This is a genomic window from Bacillus sp. EE-W1, assembly GCF_009760835.1.
Taxonomy (GTDB): Bacteria; Bacillota; Bacilli; order Bacillales; family Bacillaceae_G; genus Bacillus_A; species Bacillus_A wiedmannii.
In genome coordinates this window covers 1-20169 of record NZ_WIPE01000113.1, presented here as the reverse complement: position 1 = coordinate 20169, position 20169 = coordinate 1, and the positions used below count along the sequence as shown (strand labels likewise).

Annotated in this window: 19 protein-coding genes, 1 pseudogene, 1 riboswitch and 1 other annotated feature; of the genes and pseudogenes, 14 read left to right on the top strand and 6 right to left on the bottom strand. The window is 35.4% G+C overall.

Annotated features, from left to right (window positions below; all coding sequences use genetic code 11):
* Window positions 1-32 precede the first annotated feature (32 nt).
* The 3 genes from speG (at window position 33) to GFJ36_RS26095 (ending at window position 1244) form a co-directional block, all read left to right on the top strand.
* Entirely contained in the window at window positions 33-548 is a 516-nt protein-coding gene (speG, locus tag GFJ36_RS26105; protein ID WP_088064778.1) for a spermidine N1-acetyltransferase, read from the top strand.
* Window positions 549-728: 180 nt separating this feature from the next.
* Complete coding sequence (locus GFJ36_RS26100) at window positions 729-941, top strand: DUF3955 domain-containing protein (protein ID WP_098230418.1); 213 nt, start codon at window positions 729-731, stop codon at window positions 939-941.
* Window positions 942-1004: 63 nt separating this feature from the next.
* A complete protein-coding gene (locus GFJ36_RS26095; RefSeq protein WP_046955610.1) occupies window positions 1005-1244 on the top strand; it encodes a DUF3947 family protein in 240 nt (79 codons plus the stop codon).
* Window positions 1245-1277: 33 nt separating this feature from the next.
* Here GFJ36_RS26095 and crcB (GFJ36_RS26090) read toward each other — a convergent pair whose 3' ends face one another.
* Window positions 1278-1634: a fluoride efflux transporter CrcB gene (gene crcB, locus GFJ36_RS26090; RefSeq protein ID WP_088064776.1), complete on the bottom strand. Its 357-nt coding sequence runs from the start codon at window positions 1632-1634 to the stop codon at window positions 1278-1280.
* Window positions 1631-2035, bottom strand: a complete 405-nt coding sequence (crcB, locus tag GFJ36_RS26085) for a fluoride efflux transporter CrcB (RefSeq protein WP_176546148.1) — start codon at window positions 2033-2035, stop codon at window positions 1631-1633. The genes crcB (GFJ36_RS26090) and crcB (GFJ36_RS26085) overlap by 4 nt, the downstream gene beginning before the upstream one ends.
* A 54-nt stretch (window positions 2036-2089) precedes the next feature.
* A riboswitch (Fluoride riboswitch) is annotated at window positions 2090-2149 on the bottom strand.
* Window positions 2150-2369: 220 nt separating this feature from the next.
* On the opposite strand from crcB (GFJ36_RS26085), the gene GFJ36_RS26080 reads away from it, so the two are divergent.
* The 5 genes from GFJ36_RS26080 (at window position 2370) to tyrS (ending at window position 8512) form a co-directional block, all read left to right on the top strand.
* Window positions 2370-3428: an endonuclease/exonuclease/phosphatase family protein gene (locus tag GFJ36_RS26080; protein WP_088064775.1), complete on the top strand. Its 1059-nt coding sequence runs from the start codon at window positions 2370-2372 to the stop codon at window positions 3426-3428.
* Window positions 3429-3462: 34 nt separating this feature from the next.
* Entirely contained in the window at window positions 3463-4965 is a 1503-nt protein-coding gene (locus tag GFJ36_RS26075; RefSeq protein ID WP_088064774.1) for a DUF4077 domain-containing protein, read from the top strand.
* A gap of 211 nt (window positions 4966-5176) precedes the next feature.
* The gene (locus GFJ36_RS26070) at window positions 5177-5572 is read left to right on the top strand and encodes an SET domain-containing protein (RefSeq protein WP_000573650.1); all 396 of its coding nucleotides are present in this window, start codon (window positions 5177-5179) and stop codon (window positions 5570-5572) included.
* 388 nt (window positions 5573-5960) lie between these two features.
* Window positions 5961-6875, top strand: coding sequence for a UDP-N-acetylmuramate dehydrogenase (murB, locus tag GFJ36_RS26065; RefSeq protein ID WP_048542427.1), 915 nt, complete (start codon window positions 5961-5963; stop codon window positions 6873-6875).
* Between the two features lie 108 nt (window positions 6876-6983).
* Window positions 6984-7199: a binding site (T-box leader), on the top strand.
* 50 nt (window positions 7200-7249) lie between these two features.
* On the top strand, window positions 7250-8512 hold the full coding sequence (gene tyrS / locus GFJ36_RS26060) for a tyrosine--tRNA ligase (protein WP_097889583.1): 1263 nt from the start codon (window positions 7250-7252) through the stop codon (window positions 8510-8512).
* 190 nt (window positions 8513-8702) lie between these two features.
* Here tyrS and GFJ36_RS26055 read toward each other — a convergent pair whose 3' ends face one another.
* The 3 genes from GFJ36_RS26055 to GFJ36_RS26045 form a co-directional block, all read right to left on the bottom strand.
* The gene (locus tag GFJ36_RS26055; RefSeq protein WP_000043194.1) at window positions 8703-9881 is read right to left on the bottom strand and encodes an NAD(P)/FAD-dependent oxidoreductase; all 1179 of its coding nucleotides are present in this window, start codon (window positions 9879-9881) and stop codon (window positions 8703-8705) included.
* Window positions 9882-9925: 44 nt separating this feature from the next.
* Window positions 9926-10366 carry a DUF1641 domain-containing protein gene (locus tag GFJ36_RS26050; protein WP_001115312.1) on the bottom strand — a complete coding sequence of 147 codons (441 nt, stop codon included), beginning with the start codon at window positions 10364-10366 and terminating at the stop codon, window positions 9926-9928.
* Window positions 10367-10796: 430 nt separating this feature from the next.
* Window positions 10797-11144, bottom strand: coding sequence for a winged helix-turn-helix transcriptional regulator (locus GFJ36_RS26045; protein WP_000760478.1), 348 nt, complete (start codon window positions 11142-11144; stop codon window positions 10797-10799).
* Between the two features lie 394 nt (window positions 11145-11538).
* Here GFJ36_RS26045 and GFJ36_RS26040 point away from each other — a divergent pair, with 394 nt between their 5' ends.
* From GFJ36_RS26040 to GFJ36_RS26020, 5 genes and pseudogenes are all read left to right on the top strand, one after another.
* Window positions 11539-12693, top strand: coding sequence for an MFS transporter (locus tag GFJ36_RS26040; RefSeq protein WP_176546149.1), 1155 nt, complete (start codon window positions 11539-11541; stop codon window positions 12691-12693).
* 24 nt (window positions 12694-12717) lie between these two features.
* Window positions 12718-13557: an aldo/keto reductase gene (locus tag GFJ36_RS26035; protein ID WP_060488090.1), complete on the top strand. Its 840-nt coding sequence runs from the start codon at window positions 12718-12720 to the stop codon at window positions 13555-13557.
* Window positions 13558-13681: 124 nt separating this feature from the next.
* Complete coding sequence (locus GFJ36_RS26030; RefSeq protein WP_088064771.1) at window positions 13682-14611, top strand: thioester domain-containing protein; 930 nt, start codon at window positions 13682-13684, stop codon at window positions 14609-14611.
* A 530-nt stretch (window positions 14612-15141) separates the two neighbouring features.
* A complete protein-coding gene (locus GFJ36_RS26025) occupies window positions 15142-15609 on the top strand; it encodes a GNAT family N-acetyltransferase (RefSeq protein WP_088064769.1) in 468 nt (155 codons plus the stop codon).
* 521 nt (window positions 15610-16130) lie between these two features.
* A pseudogene (locus GFJ36_RS26020) lies at window positions 16131-18101 on the top strand (M60 family metallopeptidase); the annotation flags it as partial.
* A 55-nt stretch (window positions 18102-18156) separates the two neighbouring features.
* Here the strand turns inward: GFJ36_RS26020 and GFJ36_RS26015 are convergent.
* Window positions 18157-18795: an NAD(P)-dependent oxidoreductase gene (locus GFJ36_RS26015; RefSeq protein WP_088064768.1), complete on the bottom strand. Its 639-nt coding sequence runs from the start codon at window positions 18793-18795 to the stop codon at window positions 18157-18159.
* Window positions 18796-19095: 300 nt separating this feature from the next.
* On the opposite strand from GFJ36_RS26015, the gene GFJ36_RS26010 reads away from it, so the two are divergent.
* A partial coding sequence (locus tag GFJ36_RS26010) for an alanine/glycine:cation symporter family protein (RefSeq protein ID WP_157349787.1) occupies window positions 19096-20169 on the top strand: 1074 nt, incomplete at its 3' end.

Sequence of the window (20169 nt, the reverse complement as noted above, 5' to 3'; positions counted from 1 at the left end):
GAAGAAGTTTCTTTTACTTGGAGGTTATAGCAATGAGTCAGGATTTGAAGTTACGTCCTTTAGAACGAGAAGATTTAAAGTTTGTACACGAACTGAATAATAATGCACATATTATGTCGTATTGGTTTGAAGAGCCATATGAGGCATTTGTGGAGCTGCAGGATTTATACGATAAACATATACATGATCAAAGTGAACGGCGTTTTATCCTAGAGAAAGATAATGAGATGGTTGGATTAGTTGAGTTAGTGGAAATTGATTATATTCATCGAAGAACAGAATTCCAGATTATTATTGATCCGAATTATCAAGGACATGGTTATGCAGCGGAAGCGACGCGTTTAGCGATGGATTACGCTTTTTCTGTATTAAATATGCATAAACTCTATTTAGTTGTTGATAAAGAGAATGAAAAAGCAGTACATGTTTATAAAAAAGTTGGATTTATGGTAGAAGGAGAACTTCTCGACGAATTTTTCGTTGATGGTAACTACCATAATGCGATAAGAATGTGTATGTTTCAGAAGCAATATTTTAGAACGAAATAATGGAGTGAAAAGGCTATAGATAATGATTGTCTATAGCCTTTTTGTTGTGTTTAACAATAACTATTTATTGTAAAACAATAAATAGTTATTGACTGAGAATGTTAGTGGGCTTATTATGATGGTAGTGATAATAGTAAAAAGGAATGCAGATAAATTAATTGTGAAATCAAAGGAGAATATATGATGAAAAAATATTTATTAGCTTCTAGTCCAATATTTTTAGGAGTGTTATGTATCATTATGTTTAATGTAATTGGTTCGAAAGTAAAACGAGATGGAACTTTAGTGGAGCCATTTTACTTAATTCCGTTAGCATATTTATTTACTTTCACTGGAATTGTTGCAATTTTGTGTGTGGCTCTTTTCTCGGTGCTTCGAAAAAAGACAGCGTAATAAAACACTTGTCATGAAATAGAAACATACGATAGGGAAGAAAAATAAAAAGTGAGCTGAATCATGGTGAATCATTATTGTTATCCTGAAAGGCAAGTTGGATCGGCTATTACTTTGGCAGGAGCACAGGGGACAATTCATGCTGTGAATCAAGCGATTCAAATGCAGCAGCAAGCATATTTTGCACAAATGATGCAAGGGCAGTATATGTCGTACTCACAGCCTCCGATGCAAATTGTACATTACGATGTGCATCCAGCGGGTTTATTCTCCATTCCATATGGCGGGACATACTTCTTATGAAAGAAAGCGACTGATAAGAGTCGCTTTCTTTTTTTATATTCCGCCTAGTTTCATTCCAAGGAATGCAAAAAGGATACCAATAATATAAGTAGCACTTAAATATAGAAATAGTATGCCAAAGTTTTTACGATTGAAGAGCTGAATGGACTCTAGTTTAAATGTTGAAAACGTCGTAAAGGCACCCATAAATCCAGTACCTAATAATAATTGCCAACCTGTAGTGACCCCGTTGCCAATTATATATCCGAGTAAAAACGCGCCTGTTATATTAATGAGAAATGTAGCAATTGGAAAGGAAGTTTTATTTCTTTTTTTAAACCAATTACTAATTGCAAATCGTGTAATAGCACCGAAAAATCCACCTGTTGCCACTAATAAAGCTTCTATCATAAGTGATCACCTTCCGTAAGATGTTTCTTAATTAAGAAATCACCTAGTGTATAGCCAAGAGCAGACATAATGAGGCCACCGAGTATGCTGCATGATACATATAAGAAAGCCGTAGTCCATTCAGAATGATGGATTAATTGAACAGTTTCTACACTGAATGTTGAAAACGTCGTAAAGGAACCGATGAATCCAGTCCCAATGCCTGTGATAATTTCTGAAGACAAGATGTTTCTCCGAGCGATATACGTAGTCAGCCACGCTAATAAGAAGCAGCCGAGTAAGTTGATGAGCAATGTAGCTAGCGGAAATGAATGATTCCATGAAGTATGAATAGTAAGACCTAAATAATAGCGAGAAAGGGCTCCTAATATACCGGCTATGCCAACGATAATATAAATCAATTTCTTCACCTCTTTAAATAGCTTGCTCAAAAAAATAGACTCCTACCAGTAGTTATACTGGTAGGAGTCATTAGCTAAGCAGCAGTTATGGCGAACTCCATCGCCTATGATTATTACATATAGTGTACTAAAAATTGCGTAGAATTTCCAGTGAAGAAGTGGAGCTGTTTTGTATGTATGTGATGGTTTAGGATAGAGAGTTTATACTTATAAACTAAATATAGTGATATAAGGTTTTTGATATGATAAAATGTTTCGTATGTCTGTCATTCGCTTCAGTTAACTGAAAATAAAGAAAAGTAAAATTGGTAGTTTTAGAAAAGGAGTCGTTCGTTTGAAAAAATTATTAAAAATAGTACTTATATGTATTTTAGTAGGGGTGGGAGTTGTAGGTGGTTTTTTAGCGTATATGACACTTACAAAAGAACAGCCAGCTAATGTTATAAGTTTGAAGGTGGAAAATAATAAGGAACGCGTGTTAGCGCTTGGAAATGAATTTAAAGTTACAACATTTAATATTGGATATGCTGGATTAGATAAGGATCAAGACTTCTTTATGGATGGTGGAAAAGGTTCTGGTTCAAGTAGTAAAGAGCAAACGGAAACGAATTTAAAGAAAATGCTTTCGTTTTTACAAAATGAGAATAGTGATTTTACGTTATTACAAGAAGTTGATATAAAATCAATGCGATCTTTTGATGTAAATGGGCATGAATTTTTGAAAAAAGGATTACCTGATTATGCTTCGTCGTTCGGAAAGAACTATGACACAAAATGGGTCCCTGTACCAATTACAAGTCCAATGGGATATGCGGAGGCTGGATTAAGTACGTTTTCTAAATATACAGTTCAAACAGCGCAGAGGTTCCAGCTTCCTGGAATGGAGCCTTGGCCAAAGCGTTTGTTTGATTTAGATCGAGCGATTGTTGAGCATAAAATACCTGTTAATAATGGGAAGTTTGTGAGACTCGTAAATTTACATTTGTCTGCGTATGATGAAGGCGGGAAAATTAGAAAACAGCAAGTAGAGTTTTTAAAAGAATATATGAACAAGCATTATGAAAATGGTGATTACGTAATAATGGGCGGAGATTGGAATCAATTACTTTCGAACGCTCAGTTAAGTGATCCGAAGTTTGTGAAAGAGCGTCCTGAGTGGTTAGTGGAGTTACCAAAGGACTTTACTGATGGTGGCTTTAAGTGGGCTGTAGATCCGTCTGTTATGACTGTGAGAGATGATGTGAAGAAGTATGTGGAAGGTGAAAACTTTGTCACGATTATTGATGGTTTTATCGTTTCACCGAATGTGGAAATTGTAAATGTACAAGGGAAAGATTTAAAGTTTGAAAATAGCGATCATAACCCAGTAAGTGCGGTATTTAAGCTGAAGTAATCGATATGTATAAGTAGAAGGTGGGGCTTCATATATGGAGTGGTTAAAGAGAACTTGTTTTTCTAACCTGGAGAAAGAATCACAGAAAAATCATTTATTGCTGTTCATTACGATTTGTAGTTTCTTTCTTGGAATAATCGCGATTGGGTATTACGGATATATTTTTACAGAGAGAGCAATAGCGTTTTGGGTTTGTGGTATTTCAGTTGTTGTATTTGGAACGCTGTTTACTTTTATAGAAAGCATGGAAGCGATGTATAAATATATCATGACATTTATGTTGCTTATTATGTCTTTCATTATGGTACAAGCTTTTAATGAAAGTCCGGCTGTATTTCAAATGGTCTACTTTACATTAGCAGTTTCACTTATTTATTTAAGTGAACGTCTCGTTATCATTCTCGGCGGAGTGGCGGTTATTATCACATTTATTCTTTGTAGTTATTGGCCGGAGCAATTTTTTGCTTATACAGCGGCATCTGAAGCTGCAAACTTCGCAAGCTTGTTAGCGATCGTAACGATTGCAATGTGGGGCGTAACGAAGATTGGCTCTAATTTGTTAGCTCGTTTAAGTGATGAGAAGCAAGAAGTAATGAGGAAAGCTCAGGAGCTAGAAGAAACGCAAAGACTGATTGAGGAAACGGTTGGGAAACTAGATAATAATTTCAATCACTTAAGAGAAAATATGAATACATCGATGGAGTCGATGAGTGAAATTAATTTTGCTTTTGAAGAGGTGGCAGTTGGCACTCAATCACAATCAGAGATGATGGCACGTTCAGTAGAAGTATTGAACGATATGGAAGGGAATATTGAACAAATCATTTCGCAAGTAAGAAATGCATCGACTCGTGTTGATGAAAGTTTAGAGATTTCAAAGGGTAGTGTACATACTTTACGAAATTTTGAAGCGAATATGAGAAGTTTAAATGATGTTGTTTCACAATCAGGAATTATATTTAGAGATTTAATGATGCAGTCGAAGCAAATCAACGAAATTGTAGATGTAATAACGAATATCTCAAGTCAGACGAGTTTGCTAGCTTTAAATGCAAATATTGAAGCGGCAAGAGCAGGCGAGCATGGAAAAGGATTTGCTATTGTAGCGAATGAAGTATTAAAGCTTGCCGAAGAATCAAATCGCTCTGCGGGGAGAATTCAAGGTATTTTGAAGGAGTTTAGTAATCAGGCAAGTAAAGTGGAAGTACAGGTAGAAAAATCAGAAAAAGTACAAGAAGAATGTAATGAAATGCTAGCAAGTGTTTTAACAAATGTAACGGATTTAGGAAAGTTTATTGATGCAATTAATGATGTAATGAGAGAGATTGTTGGTCATCAAGAAAACTTGCAGGTTAAAACGACAAATATCGTAAAGGATGTTACACATGCTTCTAATGTAATTCAGCAAACTTCTGCGGCTACGGAAGAAGTGTTGGCAAGTGTGGAAGAAGAAAAACATCGAAATGATATATCGGTGAAGACGTTGCATACTGTTAGCGAGCAAGTGAAGTTGCTAGAAAATATTTTAGAAAAGTAATATCTCTTAAAAAGGGCACACTATGTGTGCTCTTTTTTCATTTAAATGAATACTTGATAGTAATTTAATTGCTTTTCTGCGCGTTTTCTGCCAAGCTTAAGGAGATAAACTGAGACTTTAATTAGTGGGGCAATACGCTACTGATTATTAGTTGAACCCCGCAAATAGCGGAATAAAATACTTCAAAGAAAGAATTATATAGGTGACGCATATGATCGAAGTTAAGACTTCTGAACTTAGTGATGGAGAATTTAATAGAGGGGTATTTGCAACTCGTGATATTAAAAAGGGTGAGTTGATTCACTCAGCACCAGTTATCTCTTATCCGAATGAACAGCATGAACACATTGAGAAAACGTTACTTGCTGACTACGCATTTGAGTATGGGGTAAATCATACAGCATTCCTTTTAGGATACGGCATGTTATTTAATCATGCATATAATCCGAATGCAACGTATGATATTGTCTTTGAGAATCACACGTTTAACTTCTTTGCTTACAAAGATATAAAAGCGGGAGAAGAGATTCTAATCAATTATAATGGTGAAGTTGATGACGATGAGCTATTATGGTTTGATAAGGAAAAAGAAGAGAACGAAAAGTAAATTATAATAAGTAATAAAAAAGATGCTTTTACATAGGTAAAAGCATCTTTTTTTATTGATGAAAATAAAAAAAGATTACAAAAAAATACCACTTTATTTTCGTATGGTATAGTAAGATACTGAAGGATAGTGTTTTGAAAAAGTAATATATTTTACAAATTGTTGTCTTTCTGATGACATGTCAAGTTTAGTAGCCCATTTGGGTTGCTTTATTATGCAATATATATTTTAATATGAGTGGCACCTCTTATAAATTAAGAGGTTTATAGGTGTCTCGAATTGATTTTGGGTACACTGTATCCACCACTTTAGGTTCGTTCATGTATGTGGGGATATTATGGGCCCGTATAACGGGATAAAAAGAATATAGAAATAGAGGAATCGTAAAATGAATATGCAAGAGGTTTATAAATATTTAAGTACGGTATTGCCTGAAGGTCATGTGAAACAAGATGAAATGTTAAAGAATCATACGCATATTAAAGTTGGTGGAAAAGCAGATGTGTTCGTTGCGCCGACAAATTATGATGAAATTCAAGAAGTTATCAAATATGCTAACGAATATAATATTCCAGTTACGTTTTTAGGAAATGGATCGAATGTCATTATTAAAGATGGTGGAATTCGTGGGATTACCGTAAGTTTAATTCACATTACAGATGTGACTGTAACAGGAACGACGATTGTAGCACAGTGTGGTGCAGCAATTATTGATGTATCACGTATTGCATTAGATCATAATTTAACGGGTCTTGAGTTTGCTTGTGGTATTCCAGGTTCAGTTGGCGGAGCTTTATATATGAATGCTGGCGCATACGGCGGTGAAGTATCGTTTGTATTAACAGAAGCTGTCGTAATGACAGGTGATGGAGAGTTACGTACTTTAACGAAAGAAGCATTTGAATTTGGATATCGTAAGAGTGTATTTGCAAACAACCATTACATTATTCTTGAAGCGAGATTTGAGCTTCAAGAAGGTGTGCGTGAAGAAATTAAAGAAAAAATGGATGATTTAACGTTTAAACGTGAGTCAAAACAACCTCTAGAATATCCTTCATGTGGTAGTGTATTTAAGCGTCCACCAAATAACTTTGCTGGTAAATTGATTCAAGAATCAGGACTACAAGGTAAGCGAATTGGCGGAGTGGAAGTTTCTTTAAAACACGCTGGATTTATGGTGAATGTTGATAACGGAACAGCACAAGATTACATCGATTTAATTCACTTTGTACAAAAGACTGTTGAAGAGAAATTTGGCGTGAAGTTAGAGCGAGAAGTAAGGATTATTGGAGAAGATCTATAATAATCTTTGAATTAAAAGCGTATAAAAGTATGAATTATTTTAAAATAATATTTGGGTATTGTTGACAAGTTGTTTTCAATTCAATATAATGGCTAATAATTTAACAAATAACATACGTTGAAAGAGCCCAGTAGCAGTTTGTCACTGTTAACGAGAGAGCTAGGGGTTGCTGGAACCTAGCACAAACAAACTTGCGAATTACACTCTGGAGTATCTTAGGTAATGCTAAGCGGATTGGCAATCGATATTATTGCTAAGAGTGGTATGAGTAGCTATGCTATTTATACAAACTGGGTGGTAACACGGTGAATAATCGTCCCTATGTCATAGACATAGGGACTTTTTGTTTTAAAAAATAAAGGGGATGACAAAAGATGAATATTATTGATGAATTAGAATGGCGCGGCGCTGTGAATCAACAGACTGATGAAGAAGGTTTACGTAAGCTAGTAGACGAGAAAAAGATTTCACTATACTGCGGAGTTGATCCGACTGGTGATAGTATGCATATTGGACATTTAATTCCGTTTATGATGATGAAGAGATTTCAGTTAGCTGGCCATCATCCAGTTATTTTAATTGGTGGGGCAACAGGAACGATTGGTGATCCGAGCGGACGTCAATCAGAACGTCAACTTCAAACGTTAGAAGTAGTTCAGCATAATGTGGATGCGTTAACAGCGCAAATGAAAAAGCTATTTGATTTTGGCGGAAATAGCGAAGTGAAGATGGTAAATAACTACGACTGGACACATGAAATAAACATTATTGAGTTTTTACGTGATTACGGGAAGAACTTTAGCATTAATAGCATGTTAGCGAAGGATATTGTAGCAAGTCGTTTAGATACAGGAATTTCTTTTACAGAATTTACGTACCAAATTTTGCAAGCGATGGACTTCCATCATTTATACACGAAAGAAGATGTTCAACTGCAAATTGGTGGTAGTGACCAATGGGGAAATATTACGAGTGGTTTAGATTTAATTCGTAAGTTAGAAGGGCACGAAGCGAAAGTATTCGGATTAACGATTCCGTTATTACTGAAATCAGATGGTACGAAGTTCGGTAAATCAGCAGGTGGTGCAGTTTGGCTTGATCCTGAAAAAACAACACCATTTGAATTTTACCAGTTTTGGGTGAATACAGATGACCGTGATGTAGTGAAATACTTGAAATACTTTACGTTCTTAACGAAAGAGCGCATTGATGAATTGGCAACGAAGGTAGAAACAGAGCCTCATAGACGTGAAGCGCAAAAAGTATTAGCGGAAGAAATGACGAAATTCGTTCATGGAGAAGAGGCCTTCCTGCAAGCTGTGAAAATTACAGCAGCGTTATTTAGCGGAGATATTAAATCATTAACAGCTGATGAAATTGAGCAGGGCTTTAAAGAGATGCCAACATTCCAGTCTTCAAAGGAGACGAAAAATATCGTAGAATGGCTAGTCGATTTAGGAATTGAGCCATCTAGACGACAAGCACGTGAAGATATTAATAATGGAGCTATTTCGATGAATGGCGAAAAAGTAACGGATGTGGGTACAGATGTTACTGTAGAAAATTCATTTGATGGACGATTTATTATTATTCGTAAAGGGAAGAAGAACTACAGCTTAGTGAAGTTAGGAGAATAATTTGTGTGAAAGGATGGGAGTAGGAAGAATACTTCCATCTTTTCATATACACAATTTAGACATAAAATAATCAGTAAATTTAGATAATTAAAAGGGTTATAATATTCTTCTGCCGAATAAATAAGTTAGAGAAAATTACGGACAAAAATAGCCCGAACCATGCAGGGCATGATTCGGGCTTATATTCAGATTAGTAAGCTAAGCTGAATAGACCTTTAATGTGTGATAAGTAACGAACGTTACTTGCTTCTTTCATTAATGATGCTGGTAAGCCTTTAAGTGGAGTATTGCTTGCTCCAATTGTAGCAACAGCATCTTTACGTCCTAGACTAGCAAGTGTTCCAGAGTTTACAGGTGCGAACTCTTCGAATGCTTTGCCTTCTAGTGCTGCGTATAAGTTGTATCCAATTAACTCACCCATTTGCCAAGCGATTTGTGCAGTTGGTGGGTATGGACGTCCGTCTGGAGCGAAGACAACAGCGCTGTCTCCAGCAACGAATACGTCTTTGTGAGAAGTAGATTGTAGGTATGCATCAACTGTTGCACGGCCACGGTTTACTTCAAGACCTGATTCACCGATTAATGGGTTACCTTGTACGCCGCCTGTCCAAACGAATGTGTTAGCAACAAGTTTTTGACCGTCTTTTAAGTCGATTTCATTGCCAGCAACGTTTGTTACAGGAAGACCTGTTAAGAATGTAACACCGCGTGCTTCTAGGCTAGTAGTTGCACGTTCGATTAAGTGGTCTGGTAATACTGGAAGGATTTTTGGACCTGCTTCAACAAGAAGAAGTTTAACTTCTTTTGGATTTACGCCGTGGCTTTTTGCAAGTTTAGGCATAATGTCAGCAAGCTCACCAACTAGCTCAACGCCAGTTAATCCGCCACCACCGATTACGATTGTAGCATCAGCTTCGTTTTTCGTTTTCGCGTATTCACGAATACGGTCTTCAACGTGTTTGTAGATTTTGTTTGCATCAGCAGCAGATTTTAATACCATGCTGTTTTCTTCTAGTCCTGGAATACCGAAGTAAGCAGTTTTACTTCCTAAAGCAACTACAAGTGCGTCGTAAGATAAAGTAGTGCCACCAGCTAGTTTAATTTCTTTGCTATCAACTGAGAATGACTCAACTGTTGCGATTTTAAGATCGATGTCTTTACCTTTGAAAAGCTTTGTAAGTGGCATTGCAATTGCTTGCTCAGCAACGTTACCAGCTGCAAGGCGGTGTAGTTCAGTGATGATTTGGTGTGTTGGGTATTGGTTAATCACTGTAACTTGTGCTTCTGATTTGCTGTAATATTTACGTACGTTTAAAGCGGCAAGAAGACCGCCATAACCAGCGCCTAAGATGACAATTTGTTTTGACATAGTATGATATCCCCCGTCTTTACTAATTGTTGTTATAAGTTAACTTATTTATTGTTACGTTCTGCACTAATTTGAAGATATGCGTTCACAAAGCGGAACATTTTTTGTGCTTGTGGGTCTTTTAGTAATTTTAATAGACCGAACAGGCCGATAACTTCGTTGCTTTCGTCAGCACGATCTTTCGCTTCGATAGCAGTCGCAGCCATGCCTTTCACTGTATCTTTTACAGGTTCTACAAGCTCTGTGATTGCACTAACAGTGTCGCTTTTTAATACTTCATCAGTAGCAACAGTTTGAGCGAAGTCATAAGACTTAGTTAAAATATTAACAAGCTCAGTTAATTTTGGAAGCTGTTCTACTAGTGTAGTTAATGATTCTTGTACCTCAGGTTTTAACAACTGATCAAGTACATCAAGTTGTCCTTGGCTAGCAGAAATTTGTACAGTTTCTTGTTCTGGCTTTGTTTGAGTCATAGTTTCTGGCATCTCCAATTCTCCTTTACGATAGCAATACTCTTATTTTTGATAGGTAAGATAGTAAACGTTTGCGAAACTTTATACAAAGTTTCACAAAGCACAATAAAATGCCTTTAAATTTATGCCAGCAAGTAAGCTGAAATCATAAATCCAAAACCATAATGTCCTACCTATTATTTATGAACTGTCCGATACATGGCTTGTCCGCATAATGGAAAGTTCCTTTATCGGAAAGTGTATATAATATATATCCTATATTATATACTATATACACCTATGTTAACATAAAAATGATTCCTAATTATTTGATATTAAGCGTATAATGTAGTACTGACAAGGCGTGAAAGCGCATAAATTATTTTGTTAAGGTTAGAAAGGTACGTATATATAAATAAAAAAAGGAAAAAATGGACAAATTTATGTTCATTTTTCCCTTTTTTTATTGTTCACCTTCTGTAATTAGCATCGATGTGTTACCGCTTTTTTCAAGGTGGCATTCGCCCCAAGTACAAAGGGAATCAAGAATGGATTCTAAAGACCAACCGTAGTCTGTAAGAGAATATTCTACTTTCGGTGGTACTTGATTGTATACCTTTCTTTGAATAACTCCGTCTTCTTCTAATTCGCGTAATTGCTGTGTTAACATCTTTTGTGTAATACCAGGCATGAGACGTTTTAATTCACTCGTTCTCTTTGTACCTTTCGTTAAGTGGCAAAGAATAACGACTTTCCATTTTCCGCCGATAACCTCTAAAGTCGCTTCAACGGGAATATTATATTTCTTCATATAAAAAAATCTCCTTTGATGAATATAGATTTCAATTCTCCAACAAAAGAAGCCAAATAATTTAAATGTTACTAAAAAGTACCTATAGCACTTTAAAGTACGTACTTTTTATCATGTTGAATATGTTCCATAATAGCATACGTAAGAGGGAAATGAGTAGTACGGTACTAAAAAGTGCCTATGTTACTTTTTGGTACCTATCGTACTTTAAAGTGCGTTCTTCAAAAAAAGAGTGAAGCCATTCATAATAGCATATATCAGCAGTAACATTATTTTTGTAGAAGAAAAAAGGCCTTTTTTCATACTATTATGATTGGATTTCTCGTATTAAGGAGGAGTTCAATTGAATTCATATACAGTATCTTCTTCGGTAGTACAGACGAATCGGAGAAGCATGTTTGCTTTATTAGCACTAGCAATTAGTGCGTTTGGAATTGGTACAACCGAATTTATTAGTGTCGGTTTATTACCATCTATTTCAGAGGATTTACATGTTTCTGTTACAACAGCGGGTTTAACCGTTTCTTTATATGCATTAGGAGTAGCGTTTGGTGCCCCAGTATTAACGTCATTAACAGCTAGTATGTCGCGAAAGGCGTTATTAATGTGGATTATGATTATTTTCATTATTGGTAATGGAATTGCGGCAGTGGCAACAAGTTTTACTGTGTTGCTTATCGCAAGGGTTGTATCTGCGTTTGCACACGGCGTTTTTATGTCGATAGGATCCACAATTGCGGCTGCGCTTGTACCAGAGAATAAACGTGCGAGTGCAATTGCATTTATGTTTACTGGTTTAACTGTTGCGACCATTACAGGCGTACCGATTGGAACATTTATCGGTCAACAATTTGGCTGGAGAACATCGTTTATGGTAATTGTGGCAATTGGAATCGTTGCCTTAATCGCCAATAGTATGCTAATTCCTTCTAACTTAAAAAAAGGTACGTCTGTATCATTTCGCGATCAATTCAAACTGATTACGAATGGAAGGCTATTACTTGTATTTATTATTACTGCATTAGGATACGGGGGAACATTCGTAACGTTTACGTATTTATCTCCGCTATTACAAGAAGTAACAGGATTTAAATCAAGTACCGTTACAATTATTTTGTTAGTGTACGGAATTGCAATTGCGATTGGGAATATGGTTGGCGGGAAATTATCAAATCATAATCCGATTCGAGCATTATTTTACATGTTCTTTATTCAAGCAATTGTATTATTTGTTTTAACATTTACAGCGCCATTTAAAGTCGCTGGACTCATCACAATTATTTTTATGGGACTATTTGCGTTTATGAATGTTCCAGGGCTACAAGTGTATGTCGTTATCTTGGCTGAGAGATTTGTTCCAAGTGCTGTTGATGTGGCATCAGCGATTAACATTGCAGCATTTAACGCAGGAATTGCTCTTGGTGCTTACTTGGGCGGTATTGTAACGAACTCGTTAGGGTTAATTCATACGGCCTGGGTAGGCGGCATCATGGTAGCAGGGGCTGTTATTTTAACAGCGTGGAGTATGACATTAGAAAAAAGGGATTAAGTGAAATAAGGGAGAGAAAATATAATGAAAAATTTACAAAGTACAACAACATTGCATAACGGTGTAGAAATGCCTTGGTTCGGTTTAGGTGTATTTAAAGTAGAAGATGGACCAGAACTTGTAGAAGCAGTAAAATCGGCGATTAAAGCAGGATACCGCAGTATTGATACAGCTGCGATTTATGGAAATGAAAAAGCAGTTGGAGAAGGAATTCGCGCTGGTATAAAAGAAGCCGGGATTACTCGAGAAGATTTATTTATTACTTCAAAAGTGTGGAATTCGGATCAAGGATATGAAACGACACTTGCTGCATATGAAGAGAGCTTAAAAAAATTAGAGCTAGATTATTTAGACTTATATCTTGTCCATTGGCCTGTAGAAGGGAAATACAAAGATACGTGGAGAGCGTTAGAAACACTGTATAAAGAAGAACGTGTGCGTGCAATTGGCGTAAGTAACTTCCAAATTCATCATCTGAAAGACGTATTAGCAGGTGCAGAAATGAAACCAATGATTAACCAAGTGGAATATCACCCTCGTTTAACACAAAAAGAATTACAAGCGTTCTGTAAAGAGCAAGGTATTCAAATGGAAGCATGGTCACCACTTATGCAAGGTCAATTATTAGATAACGAAACATTACAAGAAATTGCTGATAAGTATGATAAAACGACAGCTCAAATCATTTTACGTTGGGATCTTCAAAATGAAGTTGTAACAATTCCGAAATCAACGAAAGAACACCGCATTATTGCAAATGCTCATATATTTAATTTTGAATTAACGAAAGAAGATATGGAGAAAATTGATGCGTTAAATGAAAATCATCGCGTTGGTCCAGATCCTGATAACTTTGATTTCTAAACTTATAGTGGAGAGAAGGGGTGCAAACAGTTTGCACTCTTTTTTGTTTTGCTTATGCATAAAAAAAGTTTCTAACTAAATAATAAGCAGAAGAAAATTTGTTATTTCATAAGGGGTTGTAAACATGAATATAAAAAGATCGTTCAAGCTAATGGCCGCTTTTTTGAGTGTTTTATTTGTATTTGCGAACTTATTATTTCCACTTCAAAAAGCATTCGCGGAAGTTATGGATCATACAAAGTATGAAATGGATTGGAGTTATAGTAGGTCAAAGAAGAAACCAATTCGAACAGAGCTTATTAAAACAGCAGATGGAAAAATTGCCTTTTGCTTAAATGTAGATTTGAAATCTCCAAGCGGTCAAGATTTACCGGAAATGGGCAAAGTGGATATTAATGTATACCGTGTACTGTTAAATGGGTATCCGCAAAAGAGTCCACAAGAATTAGGTGTTTCTGATTGGAGAGAGGCACATTATGCAACGCAGCTTGCAGTATGGAATGCGTTAAAACAAATTGATATTAATGATTTAGATTTCCGTAATAAAAATGTAGAAAAGGTAACGAAAGATATCGTTGCAAAAGCAAGTGCTAGTGAAGAATTACAAGAAATTACGATGAGCGTAATACCGTCAGAAGAACAACAAGCAGTGTTGAAAAATGATTTCTTTGAAACAGGTTTATATACAGTAGAAACAAATGCGAAAAGCGGAACATATAAAGTGCAAGCAACAGGTGCACCAGAAGGCGCGAAATTTGTAAATGAAAAGGGCGAAGCAAAAACGGAATTTAATGTAGGAGAAAAGTTCCGCATCTTAATTCCGAAACAAACACCAGCTGGTGGGTTTAGCTTTAAAGTATTAGGAAATTTAACAAAGTTACAAGGGATTGCACATAAAGGGACACCGACTATTCAAAATGCAGTTGTATTACTTGAGCGTAGTGAAGAAAAAACAAGTCCGGAGTTATCGGTAAGTTGGAAAACAACAAATGGTCATGATAATAATAAACCACATACTCCAAATGAACCACATAAACCGAATCAAAAGAGATAATGAAAAAGCATTGGCACACAGCCAATGCTTTTTTGCAGTTCATTTATTTACAGAGCCATTATCTTTAGTAAAGCAGTTTGCATATGCACTGAATGGATCTTCGATACTTTTCATTATATGGTTGACGCTTTTACAATGTATCGTTTGGTGGTTATTCGTAGATAGAAAAAGGAGTGGATTATAATCGATAAAGATATTTTAATGTTACCGCTAGTACTTATAGCGATTGCTCTATTTCTTTTCACTTCACAAATCTACATAGCGACCCTTTTGTATAAGTATGAAAAGTCTTGGTGGTGGGGAGGACTTAGTTTTCTTTTACCGTTCGGACTCAATGTGTATATATATCAAATTATTATATTAGAAAATCGAGTGGGGATATTGTTTGAAGGACTAAATTTAAGTGAAAGAAAATTATGGAGAAAAATATATGTTCTTGTTTGCATGCTTCGGATTTCTTGCATCACCAACATGAATATTTTGATCAGTACGGTATAATGAAAACAAGAAATTAGAGAGAGAGATAAAAAATGAAACTTCGTATTTGTGAAATAACGACAGAAAATCGGCATGAAATTGCTAAGTTAAAAGTAACAGAGGAACAGCATAAATTTATTGAAAGTACAGTTGAAAATTGTTTAGTTGATACTGAAACAAAATATAAAGAAGATGCAATTTCAGTAGGGCTATATGATGGTGATACACCTATTGGATATGCAATGTATGGCTGGTTTGAGGAAGAAGAAAAGGCTGTATATTTAAATCAATTTGTCATCGACAGTGCATGCCAAGGAAAAGGGTATGCAAAACCATTATTACGTTTGTTGATGGACCATTTTAACACAGAATATAATTGCAAAGTTATGTATTTAAGCATACATCCAGAAAATAAACTTGCACAAAAGTTATATGAATCAATAGGCTTCCATTTAACTGGTGAAATTGAAGATGAATGGTTACATGGAAAAGGATTTATAATGAAACGTATGCTGGATTAATAAAAACCTGTCCGGAAGATTAGTATCTTTCAGGCGGTTTTTTATTTTAAAATAGCATTGGAATTTAAAATTTGAACATTACGATTTTTGGATTAATTCATAAAATTTTAATATTAATCTAATTGAAATGTCTATCTAAGGAGAAAAATATCGTGTACAATTCACTTTGGAAAAACTGTCCATAGATGGATGCCTATGAATTAATTGTAAAAAACAATATTTTTATACACATTTTTCATGTATAGACAACAATACATATTAAATGTATTTCTTATCATTATCCCGTGATGTAAAAAAAGGAGAACTCATCATAAAACATAGAGAAAGATGAGGAGGAATTTTAGACTTAAAATTTTTTTCTATATAAGAAAGCGAATACATATAGGGAATAAAGGTAAGCGATATTGGGGCGCGAAGTTTTGTTGTGTATTTAAAATGGTTGTATAAAGATAAATTGATTTTGCAGTAAATGAATATATCTATGATGGTTTGCATTACAAAAAGAACAGGGGACACAGATTATGTCGAAGAAAAAGAGTAGTAGGGTATTAGTGGCTGGGATATGTATATCTACATTATTATCGCCAGTAGCTTTCGAAGCATCGAAAGGATATGCAGCACCTTTGGAAGAAAATAAAGGTGGAAAATTAGAAGAGGTTAAAGAGAATAAGTTTGAGCAAAGGACGTTTCATGTACCTGGAAAAGGTGATATAGAAAAGGAAACGAAACGCTTAAAAGTAAGTGTTCACCTTTCGGTTAACGAACCGACTGGAATTTATGCAGCGCCAAACGAAAAGATTACAATTGAAATAAAAGGAACGCAGTCTATTCAAGCTTTTATGGGAACGAGATCATATGATGAAAAGGACCCTGAAAAGTTTGATTTAAAACCTGGTAAAAATGTTATTTCATCACCAAATGGTGGTATTTTATATTTTTACAATATGAACGACGAAGGTGAGGTAACGGCTTCTGTTACGAATGGTGGTAGCCATTTTCCTTTGTTTATTTTAGGTAAGCATACGAAAAAAGATTTTGATGAAATGTTGAAGAAATATAAGGATCCTTATGCAGTTGAATTAAAAGGTGAGAGAAGTTTAATTACTGCGAGTTATAATGCTGTTCAAGATCATATGAACGATACAGATCCAATAAAGTTAATGAAATTACATGATAAGATTATTCGTTTGGAAAATGCAGTAGCAGGATTATCTGAGGACGGTATTGGAGTCGCAAAATCTCCAAATCATTACGTTCAGTTTGTTGAAAAACGGAATCCGGATGAAGATGATTATATGTTTGCAACAGATTATCGTACAGCATATATCCCAAAAGTAATGAATAGAGTATTGGATTTAGAAGTACTTGAAAAGGATGGTTGGGGACCATGGCATGAAGTTGGACATTTACATCAACAAAGGCCGTGGGACTGGGATGCTGTTGGGGAAGTAACAGTCAACATTTATTCTTTAGCAGTACAAAAAGCATTAGGGAATAAACTAGACATGGAAGAACATTATGAAAAATCATTTGAGTATTTAGAAAGACCTATTGCCGAAAGAGTAATTGATGAAATTGATCCGCTTACGATGTTTTGGCAATTAAATATCGTTTATGGGGAAGATTTTTATCCTACATTGCATCAAGCGTATCGCTTGTTATCTGAAGAGGAAATGCCTACTTCTGATGAAGAGAAAAAGCAAATGTTTGTTTATATGACATCAAAAGTGGCAGGACAAAATTTAGTTCCATTCTTTAAAGAATGGGGATTAACTCCAAGTGATGAGACTAGAGAAAAAATAGAAAAATTAAATTTACCTAAATTAGAAAAAGAAATATGGAAAGCTACAGATAGTAATGATATTCGCGAGAAGCAAGTTGAACCGTATAAAGTTCCGTATGGTGAACCTGCTAATGAGGTACAAAACCTTGTAGTTGGTACGAATTTTGATGAAGAAAAAGCGGGTAAACTTGTTCAAAATTTAGGTGAGAATGTAAAAGTAACAGGTAAGATTATATGGTCTAAATTAGACGCTGGAAAACAGGAAGTGTTAGTAGAAATTGAGGATGAGAAGGGAAATAAAAATTAAATTCCTGTTCAAGTTAATGGTATTTATGGTGACAGTATCATTTTTCAAGGAATTTCAAATGATGTAATGTCAACAGTGACGCTTCGTCACAATGAAAAAGAATTAAATGTAAACTTTACTAGTAATAAAATACATTACCGTTTTGAAAAAGAAGCATATATGGGTTTGACAGTATATGATCGAAATGGAATTGAAAAGAAACGTGTATCAGCAGAAGGGCAAGAAACTGGAAAAAGATTTGCTGAACTAAATGGAGTGGATTTTGAATATGGAGATGTAGTGAAAGTGTATCATGCCGAGTCAGGTCGTTTAATTTGGTACAAAAATAGTGAGTTAGTTGGAAAAGGAGATAAGAAAAAGTTTAAAGAAATTTCCTTCAAGATTACTCCAAATGGCTTAGAACAAGTGCAATAATAAAAAAAGCTCGTAAAACATTATGTTTTACGAGCTTTTTTTATTACTCAGCTTCAGAAACTACTGTGAAGCGTTCGTTTACGTGTTTTGGATTTTCGATTTCATCAAGTGCTGCAACTGCGAAGTCTTCGTAACTTACGTAGCTATCACCTTTTGCGTTAACAAGAAGGTTGTCTTTGCCAGCTGTATAAGAGCCTGTGCGTTTTCCTAATGCAAATAGTGCAGAAGGGCTGATGAATGTCCAAGTTATATCGTTTGTTTGTTGCAAGATTTCTAAGTTTTTACCTTGGTTTTGAGCTGTTGCAAGGTATTCATTTGGGAAACCTGGCGTATCAAATACACGCGTTGTTTTCTCTTCGTCTACAAACAAGCTTCCAGCGCCGCCAACTACAAGTAATTTTGTGTTAGGTGCACCTTTCATAGCTTCAATTAGTACGTTTCCTGCATCTACGTGAAGATGTTCTTCTCCTGCTGGAGCGCCGAATGCATTTACAACTATATCAAATGCTTGTAGGTCATTAGATGTAAGAGCGAATACATCTTTCTCTAAAACTTTTATATTTTCTTCTGTAATTTTTGCAGCGTTTCTTACGATTGCAGTTACTTCATGTCCGCGATCTAATGCTTCTTTTAAAATACGACTTCCTGCTTTACCAGTTGCTCCGATGATTCCGATCTTCATAATAAATCCCTCCAAATTGTTTTGTTAAAGTGTATATCTGAAAGTAAATGAATTTGTTGTAATAAGGTTTGTTACAACCTGATGTAATCATTATAGTTACAGGTTGGTGTTTTTGTCAATGGGGTAGTTTGTATATTTACTTTTTGTTTTAGTATGTACAGTTAAAGGGAGGAGAGTCATAAAGATATTGTTACTTCGTGTCTGGCTAATATTTGGAAATTGCAAATTGTCGAAAAATGTTGATTTTTAAATGTTTTTTAAATATAATTCGTTTTATGGAGAAAAGGAGGGGTTAATTGTATGAATATTTTAGAGCAATTTGTTTCATCAACGAATACAATTCTTTGGTCATATATTCTTATTGCAATGTTAATTGGTTTAGGTCTTTATTTTTCTATTAAATTGAAATTCGTACAAATTACTCATTTAGGGGAAATGGTTCGATTAATGAGTGATGGATTAACTGGAAAGACGCGTAAAAAAGGTAGTGTATCTTCTTTCCAAGCGTTCTGTATGAGTTCAGCAGCTCGTATTGGAATCGGGAACTTAGCCGGTGTAGCGTTAGCTATTTCTATGGGAGGACCTGGAGCGGTATTTTGGATGTGGGTTATTGCGATTGTCGGAGCGTCTTCAAGTTTCGTGGAAAGTACGCTTGCACAAATTTATAAAATAAAAGATGGCAGTGGCTTCCGTGGTGGTCCTGCTTATTATATGGAAAAAGGTTTAAATAAACGTTGGATGGGAATTTGGTTCTCTATCCTTATTACAATTAGTTATGGATTAATTTTCAACTCCGTACAAGCAAATACAGTTACATTAGCATTTAAAAACGCTTTTGGTATTGAGCGTTACGTTGTTGGGATTGTATTAGCAGTATTAGTTGCGGTTATTATTTTTGGTGGCGTGAAAAGTATCGCGCGTATGTCTGAAATGATCGTTCCGCCAATGGCACTTATTTATATTGCAGTAGCAATTTTCGTTGTTATTAAAAATTATTATTTAATACCGGATATGTTTACAGAAATTTTTAAAGGAGCATTTGGTTTAGATTCAGCTGTAGGTGGCGGTATCGGTGCTGCAATGAAGTATGGTATTCAGCGCGGATTATTTGCGAACGAGGCAGGTATGGGTAGTGCGCCGAACGCGGCAGCAACAGCTGATGTAACGCATCCGGCGAAACAAGGATTTATTCAAACAATTGGAGTATTAGTAGATACATTTTTAGTATGTACATCAACAGCATTTATCGTACTATGTTCTGGTGCATATAAGGCAACAAATTTAGAAGGTATTGAATTAACACAAAATGCATTAAGTTCACAAATTGGCCCATGGGCAAGTAGCTTCTTAGCGATTATTATTTTCCTATTCGCT

What these genes read in the sequence shown, in the direction of transcription:
- GFJ36_RS26030 (WP_088064771.1), top strand. Translation starts at nt 13,682, where the DNA reads ATGAATATAAAAAGATCGTTCAAGCTAATGGCCGCTTTTTTGAGTGTT.
- GFJ36_RS26015 (WP_088064768.1), bottom strand. Translation starts at nt 18,795, where the DNA reads ATGAAGATCGGAATCATCGGAGCAACTGGTAAAGCAGGAAGTCGTATT.
- GFJ36_RS26075 (WP_088064774.1), top strand. Translation starts at nt 3,463, where the DNA reads ATGGAGTGGTTAAAGAGAACTTGTTTTTCTAACCTGGAGAAAGAATCA.
- GFJ36_RS26025 (WP_088064769.1), top strand. Translation starts at nt 15,142, where the DNA reads ATGAAACTTCGTATTTGTGAAATAACGACAGAAAATCGGCATGAAATT.
- crcB (WP_088064776.1), bottom strand. Translation starts at nt 1,634, where the DNA reads ATGATAGAAGCTTTATTAGTGGCAACAGGTGGATTTTTCGGTGCTATT.
- GFJ36_RS26070 (WP_000573650.1), top strand. Translation starts at nt 5,177, where the DNA reads ATGATCGAAGTTAAGACTTCTGAACTTAGTGATGGAGAATTTAATAGA.
- GFJ36_RS26055 (WP_000043194.1), bottom strand. Translation starts at nt 9,881, where the DNA reads ATGTCAAAACAAATTGTCATCTTAGGCGCTGGTTATGGCGGTCTTCTT.
- GFJ36_RS26040 (WP_176546149.1), top strand. Translation starts at nt 11,539, where the DNA reads ATGTTTGCTTTATTAGCACTAGCAATTAGTGCGTTTGGAATTGGTACA.
- speG (WP_088064778.1), top strand. Translation starts at nt 33, where the DNA reads ATGAGTCAGGATTTGAAGTTACGTCCTTTAGAACGAGAAGATTTAAAG.
- GFJ36_RS26050 (WP_001115312.1), bottom strand. Translation starts at nt 10,366, where the DNA reads ATGCCAGAAACTATGACTCAAACAAAGCCAGAACAAGAAACTGTACAA.
- GFJ36_RS26100 (WP_098230418.1), top strand. Translation starts at nt 729, where the DNA reads ATGATGAAAAAATATTTATTAGCTTCTAGTCCAATATTTTTAGGAGTG.
- murB (WP_048542427.1), top strand. Translation starts at nt 5,961, where the DNA reads ATGAATATGCAAGAGGTTTATAAATATTTAAGTACGGTATTGCCTGAA.
- GFJ36_RS26035 (WP_060488090.1), top strand. Translation starts at nt 12,718, where the DNA reads ATGAAAAATTTACAAAGTACAACAACATTGCATAACGGTGTAGAAATG.
- GFJ36_RS26095 (WP_046955610.1), top strand. Translation starts at nt 1,005, where the DNA reads ATGGTGAATCATTATTGTTATCCTGAAAGGCAAGTTGGATCGGCTATT.
- tyrS (WP_097889583.1), top strand. Translation starts at nt 7,250, where the DNA reads ATGAATATTATTGATGAATTAGAATGGCGCGGCGCTGTGAATCAACAG.
- GFJ36_RS26045 (WP_000760478.1), bottom strand. Translation starts at nt 11,144, where the DNA reads ATGAAGAAATATAATATTCCCGTTGAAGCGACTTTAGAGGTTATCGGC.